The 20164-nt window shown below is 69.7% G+C and carries 15 protein-coding genes and 1 tRNA gene; 10 read left to right on the top strand and 6 right to left on the bottom strand.

All coding sequences use genetic code 11. The features are described from left to right. Window positions 1–35: 35 nt before the first annotated feature. The 5 genes from BZZ08_RS09455 to BZZ08_RS09435 all read right to left on the bottom strand — a co-directional run bounded on the left by BZZ08_RS09455 (window position 36) and on the right by BZZ08_RS09435 (window position 5281). Window positions 36–1235: a restriction endonuclease subunit S gene (locus BZZ08_RS09455; RefSeq protein ID WP_104631708.1), complete on the bottom strand. Its 1200-nt coding sequence runs from the start codon at window positions 1233–1235 to the stop codon at window positions 36–38. After that, a complete protein-coding gene (locus BZZ08_RS09450) occupies window positions 1232–2770 on the bottom strand; it encodes a type I restriction-modification system subunit M (protein ID WP_104631707.1) in 1539 nt (512 codons plus the stop codon). The genes BZZ08_RS09455 and BZZ08_RS09450 overlap by 4 nt, the downstream gene beginning before the upstream one ends. After that, window positions 2767–4311 (bottom strand): type I restriction-modification system subunit M, encoded by a 1545-nt coding sequence (locus BZZ08_RS09445; protein ID WP_198601375.1) that lies wholly within the window; start codon window positions 4309–4311, stop codon window positions 2767–2769. Before BZZ08_RS09445 ends, BZZ08_RS09450 begins: the two co-directional genes overlap by 4 nt. Before the next feature lie 296 nt (window positions 4312–4607). Then, window positions 4608–5021, bottom strand: coding sequence for a type II toxin-antitoxin system VapC family toxin (locus tag BZZ08_RS09440; protein ID WP_104631706.1), 414 nt, complete (start codon window positions 5019–5021; stop codon window positions 4608–4610). Further along, window positions 5018–5281 carry a CopG family transcriptional regulator gene (locus tag BZZ08_RS09435; protein WP_104631756.1) on the bottom strand — a complete coding sequence of 88 codons (264 nt, stop codon included), beginning with the start codon at window positions 5279–5281 and terminating at the stop codon, window positions 5018–5020. Before BZZ08_RS09435 ends, BZZ08_RS09440 begins: the two co-directional genes overlap by 4 nt. 952 nt (window positions 5282–6233) lie before the next feature. Between BZZ08_RS09435 and BZZ08_RS39450 the strand changes: the two genes are divergently transcribed. Together BZZ08_RS39450 and BZZ08_RS09425 are read left to right on the top strand one after the other, a co-directional pair. Continuing rightward, a complete protein-coding gene (locus tag BZZ08_RS39450) occupies window positions 6234–6761 on the top strand; it encodes a hypothetical protein (protein WP_241965411.1) in 528 nt (175 codons plus the stop codon). 104 nt (window positions 6762–6865) lie between these two features. After that, window positions 6866–8089 (top strand): hypothetical protein, encoded by a 1224-nt coding sequence (locus tag BZZ08_RS09425; RefSeq protein WP_133169184.1) that lies wholly within the window; start codon window positions 6866–6868, stop codon window positions 8087–8089. A gap of 359 nt (window positions 8090–8448) precedes the next feature. Here BZZ08_RS09425 and BZZ08_RS09420 read toward each other — a convergent pair. Then, window positions 8449–8520: transfer RNA gene (locus tag BZZ08_RS09420), tRNA-Arg, on the bottom strand. A 131-nt stretch (window positions 8521–8651) separates the two neighbouring features. Between BZZ08_RS09420 and BZZ08_RS09415 the strand changes: the two genes are divergently transcribed. From BZZ08_RS09415 to BZZ08_RS09380, 8 genes are all read left to right on the top strand, one after another. Next, the gene (locus BZZ08_RS09415; protein WP_198601374.1) at window positions 8652–9167 is read left to right on the top strand and encodes a response regulator; all 516 of its coding nucleotides are present in this window, start codon (window positions 8652–8654) and stop codon (window positions 9165–9167) included. A gap of 124 nt (window positions 9168–9291) precedes the next feature. Continuing rightward, window positions 9292–10344: an ArgS-related anticodon-binding protein NrtL gene (nrtL, locus tag BZZ08_RS09410; RefSeq protein WP_104631703.1), complete on the top strand. Its 1053-nt coding sequence runs from the start codon at window positions 9292–9294 to the stop codon at window positions 10342–10344. Window positions 10345–10362: 18 nt separating this feature from the next. After that, window positions 10363–11754 (top strand): diaminopimelate decarboxylase, encoded by a 1392-nt coding sequence (lysA, locus tag BZZ08_RS09405; RefSeq protein ID WP_104631702.1) that lies wholly within the window; start codon window positions 10363–10365, stop codon window positions 11752–11754. A gap of 170 nt (window positions 11755–11924) precedes the next feature. After that, window positions 11925–13217: a homoserine dehydrogenase gene (locus BZZ08_RS09400; RefSeq protein ID WP_198601373.1), complete on the top strand. Its 1293-nt coding sequence runs from the start codon at window positions 11925–11927 to the stop codon at window positions 13215–13217. Window positions 13218–13223: 6 nt separating this feature from the next. Continuing rightward, window positions 13224–14282, top strand: a complete 1059-nt coding sequence (gene thrC / locus BZZ08_RS09395) for a threonine synthase (protein ID WP_059301448.1) — start codon at window positions 13224–13226, stop codon at window positions 14280–14282. Window positions 14283–14598: 316 nt separating this feature from the next. Next, complete coding sequence (thrB, locus tag BZZ08_RS09390; RefSeq protein ID WP_104631701.1) at window positions 14599–15528, top strand: homoserine kinase; 930 nt, start codon at window positions 14599–14601, stop codon at window positions 15526–15528. 429 nt (window positions 15529–15957) lie between these two features. Beyond that, on the top strand, window positions 15958–18057 hold the full coding sequence (gene rho, locus BZZ08_RS09385) for a transcription termination factor Rho (RefSeq protein ID WP_104631700.1): 2100 nt from the start codon (window positions 15958–15960) through the stop codon (window positions 18055–18057). Between the two features lie 210 nt (window positions 18058–18267). Next, window positions 18268–20058, top strand: coding sequence for a trypsin-like serine protease (locus tag BZZ08_RS09380; RefSeq protein WP_104631699.1), 1791 nt, complete (start codon window positions 18268–18270; stop codon window positions 20056–20058). Window positions 20059–20164: the final 106 nt, after the last annotated feature.

Here is a 20164-nt window from a genome sequence, read left to right as displayed (position 1 = left end):
CCCTCGCCCCATGTCCCACCTACTGCCGTGTCGGCCTATGCCGCCGTCGCCGCGTCCGCTGAGGCGCCCGGGCCCTGCAACAACACGTTCAAGGTGCGTTGCATCAGGTTACGGGTACGGGCGAGGTCCTCGCTGAGGGTGGTGCGCAGTTCGCGAGCGGCTTCGAGCCGCTCGACGACACGTCGCTGGACGGAGAGCGGTGGGACGGGGATTGGCTGTGCTGAGAGGAGGCCAGCCGGGAGGTGGGCGATGTTGGTGCCGGCGGACACCCGGGCGAAGGCCCCGAAGTGCTGGCAGCGGCGGAACCAGCCAAGCGCAAACTCTGGCAGAACCTCACCGCCGGCGCGGAAGCGCAGCAACGTCATTTGGAAACAGCAATCTTCGATCTCTCCGCGATACATTGCTGCCCGTCCGACCTGGTTACGGCTGCTGTTGCCTTCAACCAGCAGGACGTCCTTCGGTCGCAGTGCATATTTAGCAAAAGCGTCAGAATCGAAGTTCATCCCCAGTACGTCATCCAGCGACAGCTGGTCGTCGCCGACGTTTGCGACGCGGAGATAGGGACGCAGATCCGTACCCTCGTGCACCTTCGGCTCACGCTTCATACCCAGCTGCACTTCCCCCGCTTCGTCCACCCGCCGCACCGGCCACTCCGGCTCGTCGTACAGCTCGGCCAGTGCTGCAAGTTCTGCCTGCCGGGCGGCCTTCAACGCGGTCGCCTTCACCCGCGCGGCGCGCTCGAACGACCACAAGAGGTCAGCGATCCGCCGCTGTTCGGACAGTGGCGGAAGAGGGAACTCGTATTTCGCGATATCAGGCCAGTTCACATAGGGGTTCACCGATCCTCGCGACCACGACTCGGAGTGTCGGTGGAAAGGATCCGCCGTCATCACAAAGGGTAGAAAGTCGGGGAGGAGCTCACCCGGCTCTGCGCTTTCCGCCACGAATGTCGTGTTCGCGCATACACCGTCGAATTCCGCATAGGATACTTTGCGCAGATATGTCCGCCGGGACCCGTAGAGTACCTGACCGGGACGGAACCTGCGGTGGAACGCAGGTCCGAGGGAGCTCCCCTTCACTTCTCCCCAACGGCTGATGTGTAGCTGCCGGGAGTCCATGTGCTCACCGGCTACAAATCGCTCCAACCCATCTGCCATCGGATCTGTCGATTCCTTCACCTGCCGGACCAGCGATCCAAATCGCACCGTGCGCCAAGCCTCTTGCTGCATGTTCATTCCCCTCCCTTCAGCTTTGTGATCAGCTGGGTCACGCGACGAGTCTTGTCGCCGGTGCGTACGTCCCACTCCTCAAGCGCCTGCCGCAGGGGCACCTCGCCGGGACTCGCACCCCTTGATGACGGAGCACCGACGATGCGGCTTATTGCGAGGTCGGCTCCTCTGCTAAGTAGCGTGTCCCGGTCCATGTCCCGCGAAAGGCCGTCGATGGTCTGGCACTCGCGGTACGCGGCCAGAATCTCCGCGATGTGCTCCTCGCTCAGGAACGACTGGCCTCGCACCCGCTCGAACAGGTGTGCCGCATTGATGAAGAGGACCTTCCCCTCCCGGCCCGGCCGCTTCTGGGTGCGCAGCACCACCACGCACGCCTCCATCGGAGAGTTGTAGAAGAGCCCGGGCCCGAGTCCCATCACGCACTCCAGGAGATCGGATTCGATCAGCTTCTCCCGCAAGGCCCGCTCGTCTTCCCGGAAGAGCACCCCATGGGGGAAGAGGATGGCGCACCGGCCCGTCCCGGGGGCGAGTGAGGCGGCGATGTGCTGGAAGAACGCGTAGTCCGCTCTGCCCTGGGGAGGCACGCCCCACATGTTGCGCTGGTAGGGATCCTTGGCGAAGAGCGGCCGGTTCCACTGCTTGATCGAATACGGGGGATTGGCGAGCACCACGTCGAAGCGCCGCAGCTGGTCGCCTTCGAAGAACAGTGGTTCGGCGAGTGTGTCCCCGCGCTCGATGCGGAAGTTTTCGATTCCGTGCAGGTAGAGGTTCATGCGGGCGATCGAGGAGGTCATCACGTTGAACTCCTGCCCGTACAGGTGGAGCCGCCGGTGATCCTTCCCCTGCCGTTTCAGTTCGGCTGCTGCAGTGACCAGCATGCCGCCCGTGCCGCAGGTGGGGTCGTAAACCGTCTCTCCGGGCTCGGGTTCCAGCATCCGGGTCATGAGCTGGACCAGTGTCCGGTTGGTGTAGAACTCCTGGGCCGTGTGACCGGAGTCGTCCGCGAACTTCTTGATCAAGTACTCGTAGCCTCGGCCGAGTTCGTCCTCCGGGACCCGGGCCAAGGACAGGACCTGGGTGGAAAAGTGTTCCAGAAGGTCACGAAGCGTGGCATCAGAGATCCGCTCAGTGTTCGTCCACTGCGCGTCACCGAAGACCCCCGAGAGCTGGTCCGGGTTGGCCTTCTCGATCGCCTTCATGGCCTGGGCAAGCGCCGAGCCGAGTCCGGAGCGGGCCTCCCGAACATCTGCCCAGTGGTGACCGTCGGGGATCTGGAACTGGTAGTTCTCCTCCTTCGCCGCAAGCTGCGTGTCCCCGTCGTACGTGGCCAGGGCCTGCTCGCGCTCCTCGTCGTGCACGTCACAGATCCGCTTGAAGAAGAGCAGCGGGAAAATGAACTGCTTGTAGTCGCCCGCGTCGATGAGCCCCCGCAGCCGAACAGCCGCTCCCCATAGGTAGTTCTCCAGCTCCCGCTGGCCCAACTGCCCCGCTGCCACATCTGTACCGGGCAGCACATCCGCCGCGCTCCTGGCGCCGCTCATCCGAGGAGTCTCCATTCCTTGAGTAGACCGCGTAGTTCGTTCTCGGCCACCGCTGCGTCCGTCAGGGCGCTTTCCAGGGCCGCGACGGCCTCGCTCAGAGGTGGCAACTCGGCCGCGCGGTCCTTCCCGACGTACAGCGGGATGTTGAGGCTGCCGCCGTTCCTCTCGATCTCCGGGAGGCCCACTACGCGGCTGCGCCCCTTGATGTCCGCGAAGGAGCGGTACCAGCCGTGGATGCGGGAGGTGTGCTCGGCCTCCAGCACGTTCTGATTGCGACCCTTGCGTAGCTGGTCGGAAGCGTCGATGAAGAGGATCTTCCGTCGTCGGTCCTTCGGTTTCTGCGCGCGCAGCACGAGGACACAAGCGGCCAGTTGGGCGCCGTAGAAGAGGCGTTCCCCCAGCCCGATGACGGCCTCGATCGCGTCCGATTTGATGATCTTTTCGCGGATTCTGGCTTCGGTGCCGTCCCTGAAGAGAATGCCCTTCGGTAGGACGACAACCGCTCTGCCGGTGCCGGGCCGCATCGAGGTGAGCATGTGCTGGACCCATGCCCAGTCAGCCGTGCTGCGCGGAGGTACCCCGGTCTCACCACGTCCATAGGGGTCCCTGGCCCATTCCTTTTCGCCCCATGCGGCCAGCGAGAATGGCGGATTCGCGATCACGCAGTCAAAGGTCCGCAGACCTCCGTCCGCGAAGAACCGTGGGTCGCGCAAGGTGTCTCCACGCGCCACCTGGAAGTCCTCGATCCCGTGCAGGATGAGGTTCATGCGGGCGATGCCCGAGGTCGTGAGGTTCTTCTCCTGGCCGAAGACCCTGCCCCACAGCAGTTGGGGAGCCACTCCCTTCCGGGCGAAGTGGTGGGTGACCTCGATCAGCATGCCACCGGTGCCACACGCCGGGTCGTACACCGTCTCGCCCGGCTCCGGGGCGAGGATGTTCACCAGCAGCTCGACCACGGCGCGCGGCGTGTAAAACTCGCCGGCCTTCTTGTTGGACAGGTCCGCGAACTTCTTGATCAGGTACTCGTACGCCTGACCGAGTAGATCGGCGTCAGCATGCGCATCGCCGAGGAAGCGTGCGGAGAAGTGGTCAAGGAGTGCCCGCAGCACGTGGGGCGGGATGCGGTCACGGTTGGTCCACGGCGTGTCACCGAAGATGCCGTCGAGGGTGTCCGGATTGGCCTTCTCGATCGCGCGGAGCGCGTCCGTGAGGGCACGGCCGAGCTTCTCATCGGGCGCCGCTACGACATCGTCCCAGCGATGGCCGTCCGGGATGACGAAACGATGCTGATCAGCCTTGGCCGCGAAGTCGCGGTCCCCATCGGAATGGGCGAGAGCGTCGTCGAACTCCTCGCTGTAGACATCGCACAGGCGCTTGTAGAAGAGCAGCGGGAAGATGTAGCTCTTGAAGTCCGCTTGGTCTACCAGTCCCCGCAGGAGATGGGCGGCACCGAGTAGATGCGACTCCAGCTCACTGAGTGTGAGCGCCCTTGTCGCGTCTGGCAGCAGAGACAGCTGCTCGGTCGCTTCCCGCTCGGCCACAGCCGGACTCCACTTCCGTATATGGGGTGACACAGGGCCCTAAGAGTAGTGGCTGGCGAACGGCTCTCCGCTCCGTCGTCGGCGCCTCCCGGGAGGTCGGAGAAGGGAGTGTGGCGAGACGGTGTGCCGGGCGGCAAGCACGTCGGTGACCCTGATGGCCATCCCGGAGCAGGGTAGGTGCGGCGTGCAGCAAGATCGACTCTCGGTCTTCCCGGCCGGCTGTATGTCTGTGCGAGGGTCGGCGATCAGGCTGCTGGTGGCGTGCGGTTGGGTGGCGAAGGCGCGGAGGCTTACGGTCAGACCTTGATGACGGTGAAGCGTCCGCCGCCCAGCGCGGCGAGGTCCCCTGGATCCGAGGTGAGCACCGTGACGGGGCCGGGGGCGGCGAGGGCGGTGGCGCTGAGCATGGCGTCGATGGCGTACTTGTGGCCGTGCAGGCCGGCGTCGGCGAGGAGGACGGCGGCCCGGCGGGCGAGGGGCTCGGTGACCGGCTCGACGACGATGCGGGAGAGGGTCCATTCCAACGCTGGGCGATTGATGCGGGGGTGGACGACTTCTACGAGGGTGGCGGCGGAGGTGATGACCCGCATGTCGTCGGTGCGGGCCAGGGCGAGCCAGCCGGTGACCGTCCGGTCGCGCAGGACGGCCTTGGCCAGTCCCTCGCTGTCGAGGACCAGGGTGCCGCCGGGCACGGCGGGTGAGCGGGTCACGCGGCGTCGGCTCCATCATGAGGCTGTTCCCGGCGGGCTTGCTGGAGCTGGTCGCGCAGCGCCTGGATCTCCTCATCGGTGACGGGACCGTGTTCGGCCTCGGCGACGGCGATGAGTTCGTTGAGGTTGTCGCGCTCGATCTGCCGGGCTACGGCGGCGGCGACGTAGGCGGATAGGCCAGAGGGCCCGCTGCGGGCGCGGGCGGCTTCCGCGATGTCGCGCGGCATGGTGATCGAGTACTTGCCAGTAGGCTCACTCATGCTACCCATCCTACCTTTCATCCTCCCGTCGTGGTCCAGGGCTAATTGCGTCGGACGTCATGCCCGGGCGGGTTTGAGGCGTTCACCTGCACAGAAAGGTGGTGGACGCCATGAGAAGTCCGTTCGTACGGGGGTACGGCGTTCCCAGGCGGTAACGCGCAGGAAGCGTGGGCGTTGTCATGTCGCGTGGTGATCACCATGCCGTGGCTGGCGCGACGGCGCTGGCTGAGGAGTTCGGCGCCGCGTTCGTCCGGGCCGCCCGGGAAGCAGCTGTTGTGGAGCAGGACCGCGCTGGCATGGGCCATTGTGAGATTGGTGGCCACCGCGGTGGTCTGAGCTGGTACGCCTTCGCGTTGCAGTACATGGAGATGCGCTGGCCGCTGATCGCGGCGAAGGCCAGGGACGAGACCAATGGCGCGCTGTGCGCGATCACGCTGTCGATGCTCCGGGATGTTCGGAGTCGGCCGAGTGATCAGTTGTTGCGGCGCGCTGCGGGGCTGGGCGTTCGTCGTGCCCCGCCCGGAGCCGCCCGGGATGCCGGCCGATATTCGGCTGGCGCTGCGCTGGTGGCGGGGCGCCTCGCGGCCCCTGTCCGACGTGCTGGACCCGGCGGTGATGCGAGCTGTGCTCCAGTCTCTCCGGCTCGGGCAGGACGGCCTGGTGGGGGCGGCCGAGACCCAGCGGCACAAGCACAAGGTCCTGGTCAACGCGCTGCGTTACGCCGTCGAGCAGCGCATGCTCCCCGCTGATCCACTCGCCTCCATCAACTGGCGTGTGGCGGAGACCGTTCAGCAGGTAGACCCGAGGGTGGTGGCCAACCCCGTCCAGGCCCGCTCGTTGATATGTGCCGCCTCCTACGTCGGGAGTTACCGGCGGGCGCGTGGGCGGCGGCTGGTCGGTGTGTTCGCCGGCATGTACTACGCCGGGCTGCGGCCTGCGGAAGCGGGTCGCGGTGGCCCTGCCGGACTGCGTCCTGCCCCCGGAGGGCTGGGGCCGGGTCACCTTGCACCGCACGCTGCCGCAGGCAGGCACGAAGTGGACGGACACCGGACGAGCCCATGACGAGCGGGGCCTGAAGAACCGCCCGCCAGACGACACACGGGTGGTGCCGCTGCCACCGGAACTGGTGGCCTTGTGGCGGGAGAGCGTCGACACCTTTGGCACCGCGGACGACGGGCGGTTGTTCTTCAACGAACGCGGCGGCATTGTTGCCTCTGGCACCTATGGCCGGGTCTGGCATGAAGCGCGCGAGCTGGCTCTCCCGCCCGAGCTGGTGGACTCGCCGCTCGCGGGCCGCCCGTACGACCTGCGCCACTCTGCTCTGTCGACCTGGCTGAACGCCGGCGTCGACCCCACCGAGGTCGCTGAATGCGCCGGCAACAGCGTCGAAGTGCTTCTGACCCGCTACGCCAAGTGCCTGTATGGACGGCAGGCGATCGCCAACCAGCACATCGAGGCCCTGCTGGATCAGTACGAATAGCGACGTTACGCGATGCATGGCCGAGCGCTGCCGTGCAAAGGGGGTTCTCATGCTGTCGTGAGTGCCGCCGGTACGGGCCTCGCGCTTGGATTACTGTCGGCCGCATGACCGCGACAGGAACTGGAACGTTGTCCGTTGTGCTCGGCCGTTGCATCGAGCCCGGGACACCGCTGGGTCCGTTTACGGGTACGCCCCTCAGGGGATTCACCACGGCTTCCGAGACCGGGCTCATCCATGCGGTCGAAGACTGCCCCCGCCTACGCAAGGCATCCTCGGTGCACGCCGTCGACTTCACCCTTGACGTCTCCTCGCTGGCCCGACTCTGCACGAACTGGAGCTGCCGCTGGCCGGTGCCCGACCACGGCCTCTGGCCGGTCTTTCTCGACGCTCTGAACTCCTTTTCCGGGCTACGGATCGACGACGAGGACGTACAGGAGCAGCTTCCGGACGAGGCCGAGGTCGACGAGGCGGTACGGCTGCTGTCGCAGGGCGAGTACCCGGACGACGAAGACGACACTGACGCCTGGGAGCGATACCGGCAGGCAAGGGAATGCCGCGACGAGTTGCTGGCCGACTGGCAGGGCACGCAGGACCGGCTGATCACAGCCGGCGAGGCCCTGACTGCATGTCCCTGGTTGCATCCCTGGGCCGAAGCGCGGGTGATAGCGCACGCCAAGCTCGTCGAGCAGAAGCGGCAGATGGTGATCCGTTTCTACTCTCCCCGGGCGCTCGCCGAGGCCGCAGCCGTCGCCTCCCTGGCCGACCTCGAGGGGACCGCCGGCATCGGCTTCGGGATCTTCGGGCGCGATGCCCCCGTCGTATTGCGGAGGGTCTGGCAGGCGTGGCGTGCCCATGCTCGCTGGGGCGCCACGTCAGTCACCATGGCTGCGCTGTCGGCTGGCCAAGAGCTGCACGAGAACCTGGGGCGCCGCCGGAAGGGGCGGGAGGAGGCCGAAGAGGCACTGGGCCAGCTGACCTCCGACTGGGCCGACCAAGCCCGTCTCGCAGCTGCCGAGCAGTCGGCGGGGCGCCCCTGGCGCCTGATAGGCGTACAGATACCGTCCCCGCACCGCTCTCCACACGGTGGGAGTACGTACAACTCGCTGACCGTATGGGAGTTGGCGGTCGTCGCGGTCTACCAGGTTGCCGTGGACTGGTATCGGGGAACCGCTGCACTGTGGGTGCCCCATGGGATCGGTGAGCAACTCCTCGCACCGGAGGGCTCAATGGAGTCCGTCGATCTGCTGGAGGGCCCCGAGGACTGGGCAGCACCGGCTTCCGCGCTCCTGGCGGCCTGGGAGCCGAGGAGGGGCGAGAGCCCGGAATGAGGCCCGTTCCCCGTCTCTAGGGCGGCCCGCCTGCATCGCGCGAAAGTCAATCGGTCCCACGCGCCGTCCCCTCGCACGCCCGGTCGCTCCGGAAAGCCGCAGATCAGAGAGGTTCGTGCCGCGCGCTGGTCACCGTCGGCCGGTTGGCGCGGGTTTGCGTCCCGCGTATGTCCCGCGTAGGCGTCCGCTGCCCCGGCTGCGGGACGGAGAGCGGTGCCCCTTCCGCCCTCGTCTCTGTAAAGGGGCTGGTCAGCGGCGTGATGGCAGTCAATTGCTCACGGTCGGATAGCGTGTGCGTTTTGGCATGCACAAGAAAGGCCCTGACCGGCGTTTCCGCTGGTCAGGGCCTAAATTTCCGGTGCCCCCGGCAGGATTCGAACCTGCGCACACGGCTCCGGAGGCCGTTGCTCTATCCCCTGAGCTACGGGGGCGTGTCCGTCGCGGTCGGTGTTGCTCGCGGCGACGGGTAGAACACTACCAGCTCGCCCGGGGTGGTCATGAACGGGTTTTGGCGGGCCGTGACGGTGTCCGTGCGAGGTGTTGTCCCCCGCGGGGGGTGGAAGTGGGGAAAACCCGGACGCGGTGGCCGGGGGCGACCTACTCTCGAGTTGTGCCTAGGGCGTCCGGCCGGATTCTTGTTGTGGACGACAACAAGGTCATCCGGCAGCTGATCAGGGTCAACCTCGAGCTGGAGGGCTTCGAGGTCGTGACCGCGGGCGATGGTGTCGAGTGTCTGGAAGTCGTCCATCAGGTGCGGCCCGACGCCGTGACACTGGACGTGGTCATGCCTCGGCTGGACGGGCTCAGGACCGCTGCCCGGCTGCGTGCCGATCCTCGTACCCGGGACCTGCCGATCGCGATCGTCAGTGCCTGTACGCAGTACGAGGTCGACGCCGGGTTCGCCGCGGGGGCCGACGCCTTTCTGTCCAAGCCCTTCGAGCCCGCCGAGCTGGTCGGTCTCGTACGGCAGTTGGCCGAGCGGAAGGTCAGTGGGTCCGTCGTCAACCGGGTGTCCGGGCCGGGCTCCGGGGCCGGGGCCTCCGTGCCGCGGGTGCGCGGGCTCGCCAGGGGAGAGTGAGGCGTCCGCTCCGGTGTGAGCGGAAGGGCGGGTGCAGCCGGGCCGCCCCCGGCCCGCGTCCATATCCCGGGACTGCGGCAAATCGGTTCGCCTCCCCACCCCCCTCCTCCCCTACGCTTGTCCCGTGACCCCCGTCGAACTCTCCCGCACCGTGCTGCACGCGGTGCGGCGCGCCGTCGACGCGGGGGAGCTGAGCGTGGCCGTGCCGACGCGTGCCGTGGTCACGCCGCCGGGGCCCGGAGGGTGCGGGGACTATGCCACCGGCATCGCCCTCCAGCTGGCCCGGCCGGCCGGGCAGCCGCCCCTGAAGGTCGCCGAGGTGCTGCGGCCCCACCTCCTCGGGGCCGACGGGATCACCGACGTCGTCCTCACCGGGCCGGGGTTCCTCAACATCAGTCTCGACGGTGCCGCTTCCGCCGTCGGAGTCGTCGGCGAGGTCCTGCGCCGCGGGGAGCGGTACGGGTACGCCGACCACGCCGACGGGCGTGTCGTGCAGCTGCACTGTCCGCACGACCTGCGTGCCGTCGTCGTGGCCGAAGCCTCCGCGCGGCTGCTGCGCTCGCAGGGGGCGCTGGTGCGGGTGACCGCCGAGGGGTTCGAGGACGCCTGGACCTCCGCCCTCGGGGTCCGAGTCGACGCCGTCGGCCACGCCCCCGCCGAGCTGCCCGTCACCGTCCGACCCGTCCCCGCCCCCGAGTCCGCCGACCCGATGTCCCTCGGCCGTGACGCCGGACGCTGGGCCCTGCTCCATCCCGCGGCCCACGACCGGCCCCAGGCCGGCGACGAGCACCTCGTCCAGCGTGAGAGCAACCCCCTCTTCCGCGTGCGGTACGCCCACGCCCGCGCCCGTGCCGCCGGCCGCAACGCCGCCGATCTCGGGTTCACCGCCGCACCGGGCCCCCTCGGCGCGAGCACCGAGCAGGATCTCCTCGCCGCTCTCGCCGACCACCCCCGTGTCCTCGCCGCCGCCGCGGACCACCGCGCCCCCGACCGGCTCGCCCGGCATCTCGTCACCGTCGCCGACGCCGCGCTGCCGTTCCTGCCCACCGTGCTGCCGCGCGGCGGGGAGAAACCCTCGGCCGCCCACCGTGCCCGGCTGGCGCTCGCCGAAGCCGTCGGGGCGGTGCTGGCCGGCGGCCTGGCCCTCCTCGGCATCGACGCACCCGACCACCTCTGAGAGAGCACCGAAGACGCCATGAGCCGTTCCGCACACCCCGCCGGGCCCCGTCACGCCGATGTCCTGCCCGAGGGGCATTACACCGCCCCGGCGGAGGACCTGAACGCCCTCGATCCCAAGGTCTGGGCCCACACCGTGGGGCGGGACGCGGACGGTGTCGTCACCGTCGGCGGACTGCCCGTCACCCAGCTCGCCGAGGAGTACGGCACGCCCGCCTACATCCTCGACGAGGCCGACTTCCGGGACCGGGCGCGGGCCTGGCGCACCGCCTTCGGGGCCGACGCCGACGTCTTCTACGCGGGGAAGGCGTTCCTGTCGCGTGCCGTCGTGCGGTGGCTGCACGAAGAAGGGCTCAACCTCGACGTGTGTTCCGGGGGCGAGCTGGCCACCGCGCTCGCCGCGGGGATGCCCGCCGAGCGGATCGCCTTCCACGGCAACAACAAGTCGCCGGAGGAGATCGAGCGCGCCGTCCGCGCCGGGGTCGGGCGGATCGTGCTCGACTCCTTCCAGGAGATCGTGCGGGTCGCGCACATCGCCCAGTCACTCGGCAAGCGGCAGCGGGTGCAGATCCGCATCACCGTCGGGGTCGAGGCGCACACGCACGAGTTCATCGCCACCGCCCACGAGGACCAGAAGTTCGGGATTCCGCTGGCCGGCGGGCAGGCCGCCGAAGCCGTGCGGCGGGCCCTGACGCTCGACGGGCTCGAGGTGATCGGGATCCACTCGCACATCGGGTCGCAGATCTTCGACATGTCGGGGTTCGAGGTCGCCGCGCACCGGGTCGTGGGGCTGCTCAAGGACATCCGGGACGAGCACGGGGTCGAACTGCCCGAGATCGACCTCGGGGGCGGGCTCGGGATCGCGTACACCAGTGACGACGACCCCCGCGAGCCGCACGAGATCGCCAAGGCGCTCACCGAGATCGTGACGAGGGAGTGTGAGTCCGCCCGGCTCGCCACCCCCCGCATCTCCGTCGAGCCCGGCCGGGCCATCGTCGGGCCCACCGCCTTCACGCTGTACGAGGTCGGCACCGTCAAGCCGCTCGACGGGCTGCGGACCTACGTCTCCGTGGACGGCGGGATGTCGGACAACATCCGCACCGCGCTCTACGACGCCGAGTACAGCGTCGCCCTCGTCTCCCGCACCTCGGACGCCGAGCCGATGCTCGTGCGCGTCGTGGGCAAGCACTGCGAGAGCGGGGACATCGTGGTCAAGGACGCCTTCCTGCCGGGGGACCTGGCCCCCGGTGACCTGGTCGCCGTACCGGCGACGGGGGCGTACTGCCGCTCCATGGCCAGCAACTACAACCACGCGCTGCGTCCGCCGGTCGTCTCCGTGCGGGACGGTGCGGCGCGGGTCATCGTGCGGCGGGAGACCGAGGAGGATCTGCTGCGGCTCGACGTCGGGTGACGCCCCGCGGCGGAGGAGCCCCCGCCGGAGGAGGGAGCGGGCGAAGATCTTCCGGCCCGCGACCCCTCCGAAAATGAAATAAACGTCTCACGATCCGGACGAAAGGCAGAAAATCCCGTCCGGTGCGTGAGACTGGTCCCACCGTAGACGGTAAGAGGAAACGAGGTCGGATGATGCGTACGCGTCCGCTGAAGGTGGCGCTGCTGGGCTGTGGAGTGGTCGGCTCAGAGGTGGCGCGCATCATGACGACGCACGCCGCCGACCTCGCCGCCCGGATCGGGGCCCCGGTAGAGCTCGCGGGTGTCGCCGTACGGCGGCCCGACAAGGTGCGCGAGGGCATCGACCCGGCCCTCGTGACCACCGACGCCACCGCCCTCGTCAAGCGGGGGGACATCGACGTCGTCGTCGAGGTCATCGGCGGGATCGAGCCCGCGCGGACGCTCATCACCACCGCCTTCGCGCACGGTGCTTCCGTGGTCTCCGCCAACAAGGCGCTCATCGCCCAGGACGGCGCAGCCCTGCACGCCGCCGCCGACGAGCACGGCAGGGACCTGTACTACGAGGCCGCCGTCGCCGGTGCCATCCCGCTGATCCGGCCGCTGCGCGAGTCCCTCGCCGGCGACAAGGTCAACCGGGTGCTGGGCATCGTGAACGGGACGACCAACTTCATCCTCGACGCCATGGACACCACCGGGGCGGGTTATCAGGAGGCCCTCGACGAGGCCACCGCCCTCGGATACGCGGAGGCCGACCCGACCGCCGACGTCGAGGGCTTCGACGCCGCCGCCAAGGCCGCCATCCTCGCCGGGATCGCCTTCCACACGCGCGTGCGCCTCGACGACGTCTACCGCGAGGGCATGACCGAGGTCACCGCGGCCGACTTCGCCTCCGCCAGGGAGATGGGCTGCACCATCAAGCTGCTCGCCATCTGCGAGCGGGCGGCGGACGGAGGATCGGTCACCGCGCGCGTGCATCCCGCGATGATCCCGCTCAGCCACCCGCTGGCCAACGTGCGCGAGGCGTACAACGCCGTGTTCGTGGAGTCCGAGGCCGCCGGACAGCTCATGTTCTACGGGCCCGGCGCCGGCGGCTCGCCGACCGCATCCGCCGTGCTGGGCGACCTCGTCGCCGTGTGCCGCAACCGGATCGGCGGCGCCACCGGACCCGGCGAGTCCGCGTACGCGGCGCTGCCCGTCTCCCCGATGGGCGACGTCGTCACGCGCTACCACATCAGCCTCGACGTGGCCGACAAACCGGGCGTGCTCGCCCAGGTCGCGACCGTGTTCGCGGAGCACGGTGTCTCCATCGACACCGTGCGGCAGTCCGGCAAGGACGGCGAGGCATCCCTCGTCGTCGTCACCCATCGCGCGTCCGACGCCGCCCTCGGCGGTACGGTCGAGGCGCTGCGCAAGCTCGACACCGTGCGGGGTGTCGCCAGCATCATGCGGGTTGAAGGAGAGTAACCAGCAATGACCCACCAGTGGCGCGGAATCATCGAGGAGTACCGGGACCGGCTGCCCGTCTCCGACAGCACGCCCGTCGTGACGCTCCGTGAGGGCGGCACCCCGCTCGTGCCCGCGCAGGTGCTCTCCGAGCGCACGGGCTGCGAGGTCCACCTCAAGGTCGAGGGGGCGAACCCGACCGGGTCCTTCAAGGACCGCGGCATGACCATGGCCATCAGCAAGGCGAAGGAGGAGGGCGCGCAGGCCGTCATCTGCGCCTCCACCGGCAACACCTCCGCCTCCGCCGCCGCCTACGGCGTGCGCGCGGGCATGGTCTCCGCCGTGCTCGTGCCGCAGGGCAAGATCGCGCTCGGCAAGATGGGCCAGGCCCTCGTGCACGGCGCGAAGATCCTCCAGGTCGACGGCAACTTCGACGACTGCCTCACGCTGGCCCGCGCGCTCAGCGACAACTATCCGGTGGCACTGGTCAATTCGGTCAACCCGGTGCGCATCGAGGGGCAGAAGACGGCCGCCTTCGAGATCGTGGACATGCTCGGCGACGCGCCCGACATCCACGTCCTGCCGGTGGGCAACGCGGGCAACATCACCGCGTACTGGAAGGGGTACCAGGAGTACGCCGCCGACAAGGTCAGCACGAAGCGGCCCCGCATGTGGGGGTTCCAGGCCTCCGGCAGCGCCCCGATCGTGCGCGGCGAGGTCGTCAAGGACCCGTCGACCATCGCCACCGCCATCCGGATCGGCAACCCCGCCTCGTGGGACTTCGCGCTCGCCGCGCGGGACGAGTCGGGCGGCGCCATCGACGAGGTGACGGACCGTGAGATCCTGCGTGCCTACCGGCTGTTGGCCTCCCAGGAGGGCGTCTTCGTGGAGCCCGCGTCCGCCGCGTCGGTGGCCGGTCTGCTCAAGGCCGCCGAGCAGGGCAAGGTCGACCCGGGGCAGCGCATCGTGTGCACCGTCACCGGCAACGGGCTGAAGGACCCGGACTGGGCCGTCGCCGGTGCCCCGCAGCCGGTCACCGTCCCGGTCGACGCGGCGACCGCGGCCGAGCGGCTCGGCCTGGTCTGAGCGGTTCGGCCCGGTCCGAGCGCCGTACCTGTGCGACGCGACCGGCGTAAGAGGGCGTAAGCGACGCCCGGCCGGGAATGCCACCGACAGGGGGTGCACAGGGGGCTTACGACACGCATCGTGCGCCTCCTGTGCGCCCTATGTCGCCACAGAACCTTCCTTCGATAGGCTGTACCTAACCCGCCTGCCGCATATGCCGCGGTGCCGCGCCGTCCCCGCGTCGCGCCCAGGGTTCGGTACGTCGTCGTCATCGAATGTCACTCGACACTCACGCCAGTTCTCGACAGTCACGCAGCTCAAGGAGAGTCATCGAGCGATGGCCGGTCCAGCCTTCCGCGCCGCCGCCGTCAGGGTGCGCGTCCCCGCCACCAGCGCCAATCTCGGTCCGGGCTTCGACGCCCTCGGCCTCGCGCTGGGTCTCTACGACGACGTGGTCGTCCGGGTGGCCGACTCCGGGCTGCACGTCGACATCGCCGGTGAGGGCAGCGAGACCCTCCCGCGCGACGAGAAGCACCTCCTCGTCCGCTCCCTGCGTACCGCCTTCGACCTGCTCGGCGGACAGCCGCGCGGCCTGGAGATCGTCTGCGCCAACCGCATCCCGCACGGCCGCGGTCTCGGTTCCTCCTCCGCCGCCATCTGCGCCGGCATCGTCGCCGCCCGCGCGGTGACCATAGGCGGCGAGGCCCGCCTCGACGACGCCGCGCTGCTCGACCTCGCCACCGAGATCGAGGGCCACCCCGACAACGTGGCGGCCTGTCTGCTGGGCGGTTTCACCCTGTCCTGGATGGAGTCCGGCGCCGCCCGGGCCATCAGGATGGAGCCCGCCGATTCCATCGTTCCGGTGGTTTTCGTGCCCGGGAAGCCGGTCCTGACCCAGACCGCGCGCGGACTGCTCCCGCGCAGCGTCCCGCACGTCGACGCCGCCGCCAACGCCGGCCGTGCCGCGCTGCTCGTCGAGGCCCTCACCCGGCGCCCCGAGCTGCTGCTGCCGGCCACCGAGGACCGCCTGCACCAGGAGTACCGCGCGCCGGCCATGCCGGAGAGCGCGGCGCTGGTGGAACGGCTGCGTGGTGACGGCATCCCCGCGGTGATCTCGGGTGCCGGACCCACGGTGATGGCACTGGCCGACGCCGACACGGCCGACAAGGTCGAGGCGCTGGCCGGAACGGACTGGGCGGCCAACCGGCTCGGCCTGGACCAGCAGGGCGCGATCGTCCTGCCCCTGGCGACCGCCAGTGACACCTGACGCGGACGGTTGCCGGATTTCGAGAGGGGGAATGTTTGTTGGATCCGGTAGTGTTAACCTCAAGTCTGCACCCGACCCCACCATGGCGAGGTGCCTCGTGTCCCCGTCCGGGACAGACATTCTTCCGGGAGCCCCCCAAGCCGCATTGTGCAGTGGATGTCGTACGTGATCAGTACGGCCATCACGGGCATTGAGCGGCCCGTCAGAGGGGGTTACCCCCTCTGGGGGAGTTTCGGAACCGGTGCGACCACGCCGCCTGACACAGACACCGGGTGCCACGGCTAGGGGAAGCGCCATCACCAGATATCTCTTCCGCCGTTCAGGCGGACCACCGCCCCGGCACGGTTCGCACAGCAAGGACCGAAGTCGGACAGCACAACCGGTCGCCGAGCCAGACAGGCCGACGTCCGCTCCAGGGAAGGACCCTTCGTGAGCGACACCACCGATCTGATGGGCGCACGTGTCGAGGAGACCGCTGCCGCGCCCGCCACGGACGCCTCCGCGCCTGCCACCGGTGCCGGCTCCCGGCGGCGCCGCGGTACCGGCCTCGACGGCATGGTGCTGGCCGAGCTGCAGCAGGTCGCATCCGGCCTCGGCATCAGGGGCACCGCGCGTATGCGCAAGAGCCAGCTGATCGAGGTCATCAAGGAGGCGCAGGCCGCGGGGGGAGCCCCCGCCAAGGCCGCGCCCGCCGCGGACACCGCGGGCGAGACCAAGCCGAAGCGCCGCAGCACCTCCCGGACCCGTACGGGCGACGAGGCACCCGCCGAGAAGGCGGAGAAGGCCGGCAAGGCCGACAAGAAGGCGGACAAGGCGGCCGCCGACAAGGCCGCCCAGCAGCAGATCGACATCCCCGGTCAGCCGTCCCCCAAGGTCAACGCCTCGGCCGAGCAGGCCGCCCCCGCCGACGAGGCCCCCTCCGAGCGCCGTCGTCGCCGGGCCACCGCCGACGCGGGCAGCCCGTCCGGCGGCACCGACACGGTGGCCGTCGAGACCCGCGCCGAGCCGAAGGCCGACGCCTCGGCCGCGCAGCAGCAGACGCAGGGCCACCAGGGCCAGGGCGACGCCCGTTCCGACGGCGAGGGCGGCGAGGGCCGTCGTCGCGACCGCCGTGACCGAGGCGACCGCGGTGACCGTGGCGACCGCAGTGACCGTGGCGACCGCGGCGGCCGCGACCGGCGCAGCAAGGGCGACGACCAGCAGAACCAGGGCGGCGGCCGCCAGGACCGTCAGCAGCAGGGCGGCGGCGGACGCCAGGACCGCCAGCAGCAGCACGACGACGGCTACGACGACGACGGCAGCGGCCGTCGCGGCCGTCGCGGCCGCTACCGGGACCGCCGGGGCCGTCGCGGGCGCGACGAGATCCAGGAGCCGCAGATCAACGAGGACGACGTCCTCATCCCGGTCGCCGGCATCCTCGACATCCTCGACAACTACGCGTTCATCCGGACCTCCGGCTACCTGCCCGGCCCCAACGACGTGTACGTCTCCCTCGCCCAGGTCCGCAAGAACGGCCTGCGCAAGGGCGACCACATCACCGGTGCCGTGCGCCAGCCCAAGGACGGCGAGCGCCGCGAGAAGTTCAACGCGCTGGTCCGCCTGGACTCGCAGAACGGCATGGCGCCCGAATCCGGGCGCGGGCGCCCGGAGTTCAACAAGCTGACGCCGCTGTACCCGCAGGACCGCCTCCGTCTGGAGACGGACCCGGGCGTCCTCACCACCCGCATCATCGACCTGGTCGCACCGATCGGTAAGGGCCAGCGCGGTCTGATCGTGGCCCCGCCGAAGACCGGCAAGACCATGATCATGCAGGCGATCGCCAACGCGATCACGCACAACAACCCCGAGTGCCACCTGATGGTCGTCCTGGTCGACGAGCGTCCGGAAGAGGTCACCGACATGCAGCGGTCGGTGAAGGGCGAGGTCATCTCCTCGACCTTCGACCGCCCGGCCGAGGACCACACCACGGTCGCCGAGCTGGCCATCGAGCGCGCCAAGCGCCTGGTGGAGCTGGGTCACGACGTCGTCGTGCTGCTCGACTCGATCACGCGTCTGGGCCGTGCGTACAACCTCGCCGCCCCGGCCTCCGGCCGCATCCTGTCCGGTGGTGTCGACTCGACCGCCCTGTACCCGCCGAAGCGCTTCTTCGGTGCGGCCCGCAACATCGAGGACGGCGGTTCGCTGACCATCCTCGCCACCGCCCTGGTGGACACCGGGTCCCGCATGGACGAGGTCATCTTCGAGGAGTTCAAGGGCACCGGCAACGCCGAGCTCAAGCTCGACCGGAAGCTCGCCGACAAGCGCATCTTCCCCGCGGTGGACGTGGACGCGTCCGGTACCCGTAAGGAAGAGATCCTGCTCGGCAGCGACGAGCTCGCCATCACCTGGAAGCTGCGCCGGGTGCTGCACGCCCTGGACCAGCAGCAGGCGATCGAGCTGCTCCTCGACAAGATGAAGCAGACGAAGTCGAACGCCGAGTTCCTGATGCAGATCCAGAAGACGACTCCGACGCCCGGCAACGGCGACTGAGTCACCGGCCCGACAGCCGTACGGAAGTCCCGCTTCGTCACACCGGTGACGGGGCGGGACTTCCGGCTTGCCGGGCTTGTAGGATCAGCGCACCGCAGTGGGGGGGAACGTATTTTCGGATACGCCCACAGGGTGATCAGTGCTGCCTTCACGGGCCCGCACCCAGGGGCTGTTCTCTCCTGCCTGCGTCTACCGCGACAGGAGACCTGAGTGACATCTACCCCTCGAAGAGCCCGCCTGGCTCTTCCCGCGGCCACCGCCGCACTCGCCCTGTCGGGCGCGGTCCTCGCGGCCGTCCCCGCCCAGGCGTCCGGCGGGACCCCCGTCCCGCCCCGGCCGGCCGTCACCGAACGACCCGCCGCCGCGTCCCACGCCGAGCTGACGCAGCGCGCCCAGGACTCCGGGGCCGCCCTCAGGAACGGCACCGCGACCGCTCCCGGCGCGCAGCCGGAGGCCGGTCCGAGCGCCGGGGCCCCGTCCGGCCGGGTCGACCCGAAGATCATCGGCGGCAAGGACGCGTCGATCTCCGAGGCGCCGTGGATGGTGCAGCTGCACTACTACGACGACAAGGGCAACGACGACCCCGCCGACGACGAGGGCTACTTCTGCGGCGGCACCCTGGTGGCCCCGGCGAAGGTCCTGACCGCCGCGCACTGCGTGTACGGCCTGGACTGGACGGAACACGGAACCATCGTCGCCGGCACCGCCCAACTGCCCGACGACACGGGCCTGCACGGCGGCCGGCCCGCCGGGGTATGGCGCCAGTGGGTCAATCCCACGTACCGGCCGAGCAGCACCTCGGGCGGTGACCTGGCGGTGCTCACGCTGACCGAGGCGCTGCCGTACAAGACCCTGCGGCCCACGACGAGCGGCGACACCGCCTCCTACGCCAACGGGACCCCGGCGACGGTGTACGGCTGGGGGCGCACCAGCTCCACCAGCCAGGAGATCTCGCCGACGCTGAGGAAGGCGACCGTGCCGATGCGCTCGGACGCCTCCTGCACCTCGTACTGGGGCTCCGACTTCGCGCCCGGCCAGATGGCCTGCGCCGGTGACCCGGCCGCCGGCCAGGACGCCGGTACGGTCTCCCCGTGCAACGGCGACTCCGGCGGCCCGCTCGTGGTCAACGGCCGGATCGCCGGTGTGGTGTCCTGGGGCGTCGAGGACTGCGTCGCCTCGGGCGCCTACGCCGTCTACGCCAAGGTCAGCTCCTACGTCGGCGAGGTCAACTCCCGCGTCGACGACTCCGACCTCGACTTCGACGGCCTGGCGGACCTGTTCGCACGCACCCCCGGCGGGGAGGCGTACGAGTACTACTCCGTCGGCGACGGAGCGCCCTACCTGGCCAACCGCCTCTCGCTCGGCGACTGGGGCGGGGTGAACCTGGTGCGCCAGGGAGACCTGGACCGCGACTTCTACCAGGACTACGTGTACCGCGCCTCGGACGGCGTGCTGTACACCCTCGCCTTCGACGGGGTCGACAGCTACGAGTCGATCCGGGTCGGCGGCGGCTGGAACGCGATGAAGGACCTCCGCGTCCCGGGCGACCTCTCCGGCGACGCGCTGCCCGACCTGGTCGCCAAGGACAAGGACGGCGTCCTGTGGCTCTACCCCGGCAAGGGCGACGGCACCTTCGGCAGCCGCGTCCGGATCGGCGGCGGCTGGGGCGCGTACACGATCACCGGCAAGGGCGACTACAACCGCGACGGCAGGCCCGACCTGCTGGCGCGGGACGGCTCGGGCGTCCTGTGGCTGTACCCGGGCACCGGGAAGGCCGCGCCGGCGCTCGGCAGCCGGGTCAGGGTCGGCGGCGGCTGGAACGCCTACGGCGCCCTCGCCACCGCCGGTGACATCACCGGGGACGGCAGGCCCGACCTGCTGGCCCGCGACAGCTCCGGTGTGATGTGGCTGTACAAGGGCACCGGCAAGTCGGGCACGGCCACGTTCAAGGCCCGGGTCCGGGTCGGCGGCGGCTGGAACGCGTTCAACCTCTTCGGCTGAGCGAACGATCCCCGCGGGGCCGCCTCCACTCCGGGGGGCGGCCCCCTCGCCGTTCACCGGGCCCCGGGCTGCGAGCTTCACCACACGCCGCGGCCCGGCCGGTGCC

It is taken from the genome of Streptomyces sp. MH60 (genome assembly GCF_002939385.1).
In the GTDB taxonomy this organism is placed as follows: Bacteria; Actinomycetota; Actinomycetes; order Streptomycetales; family Streptomycetaceae; genus Streptomyces.
This window is presented reverse-complemented; position numbering and strand designations above follow the sequence as displayed.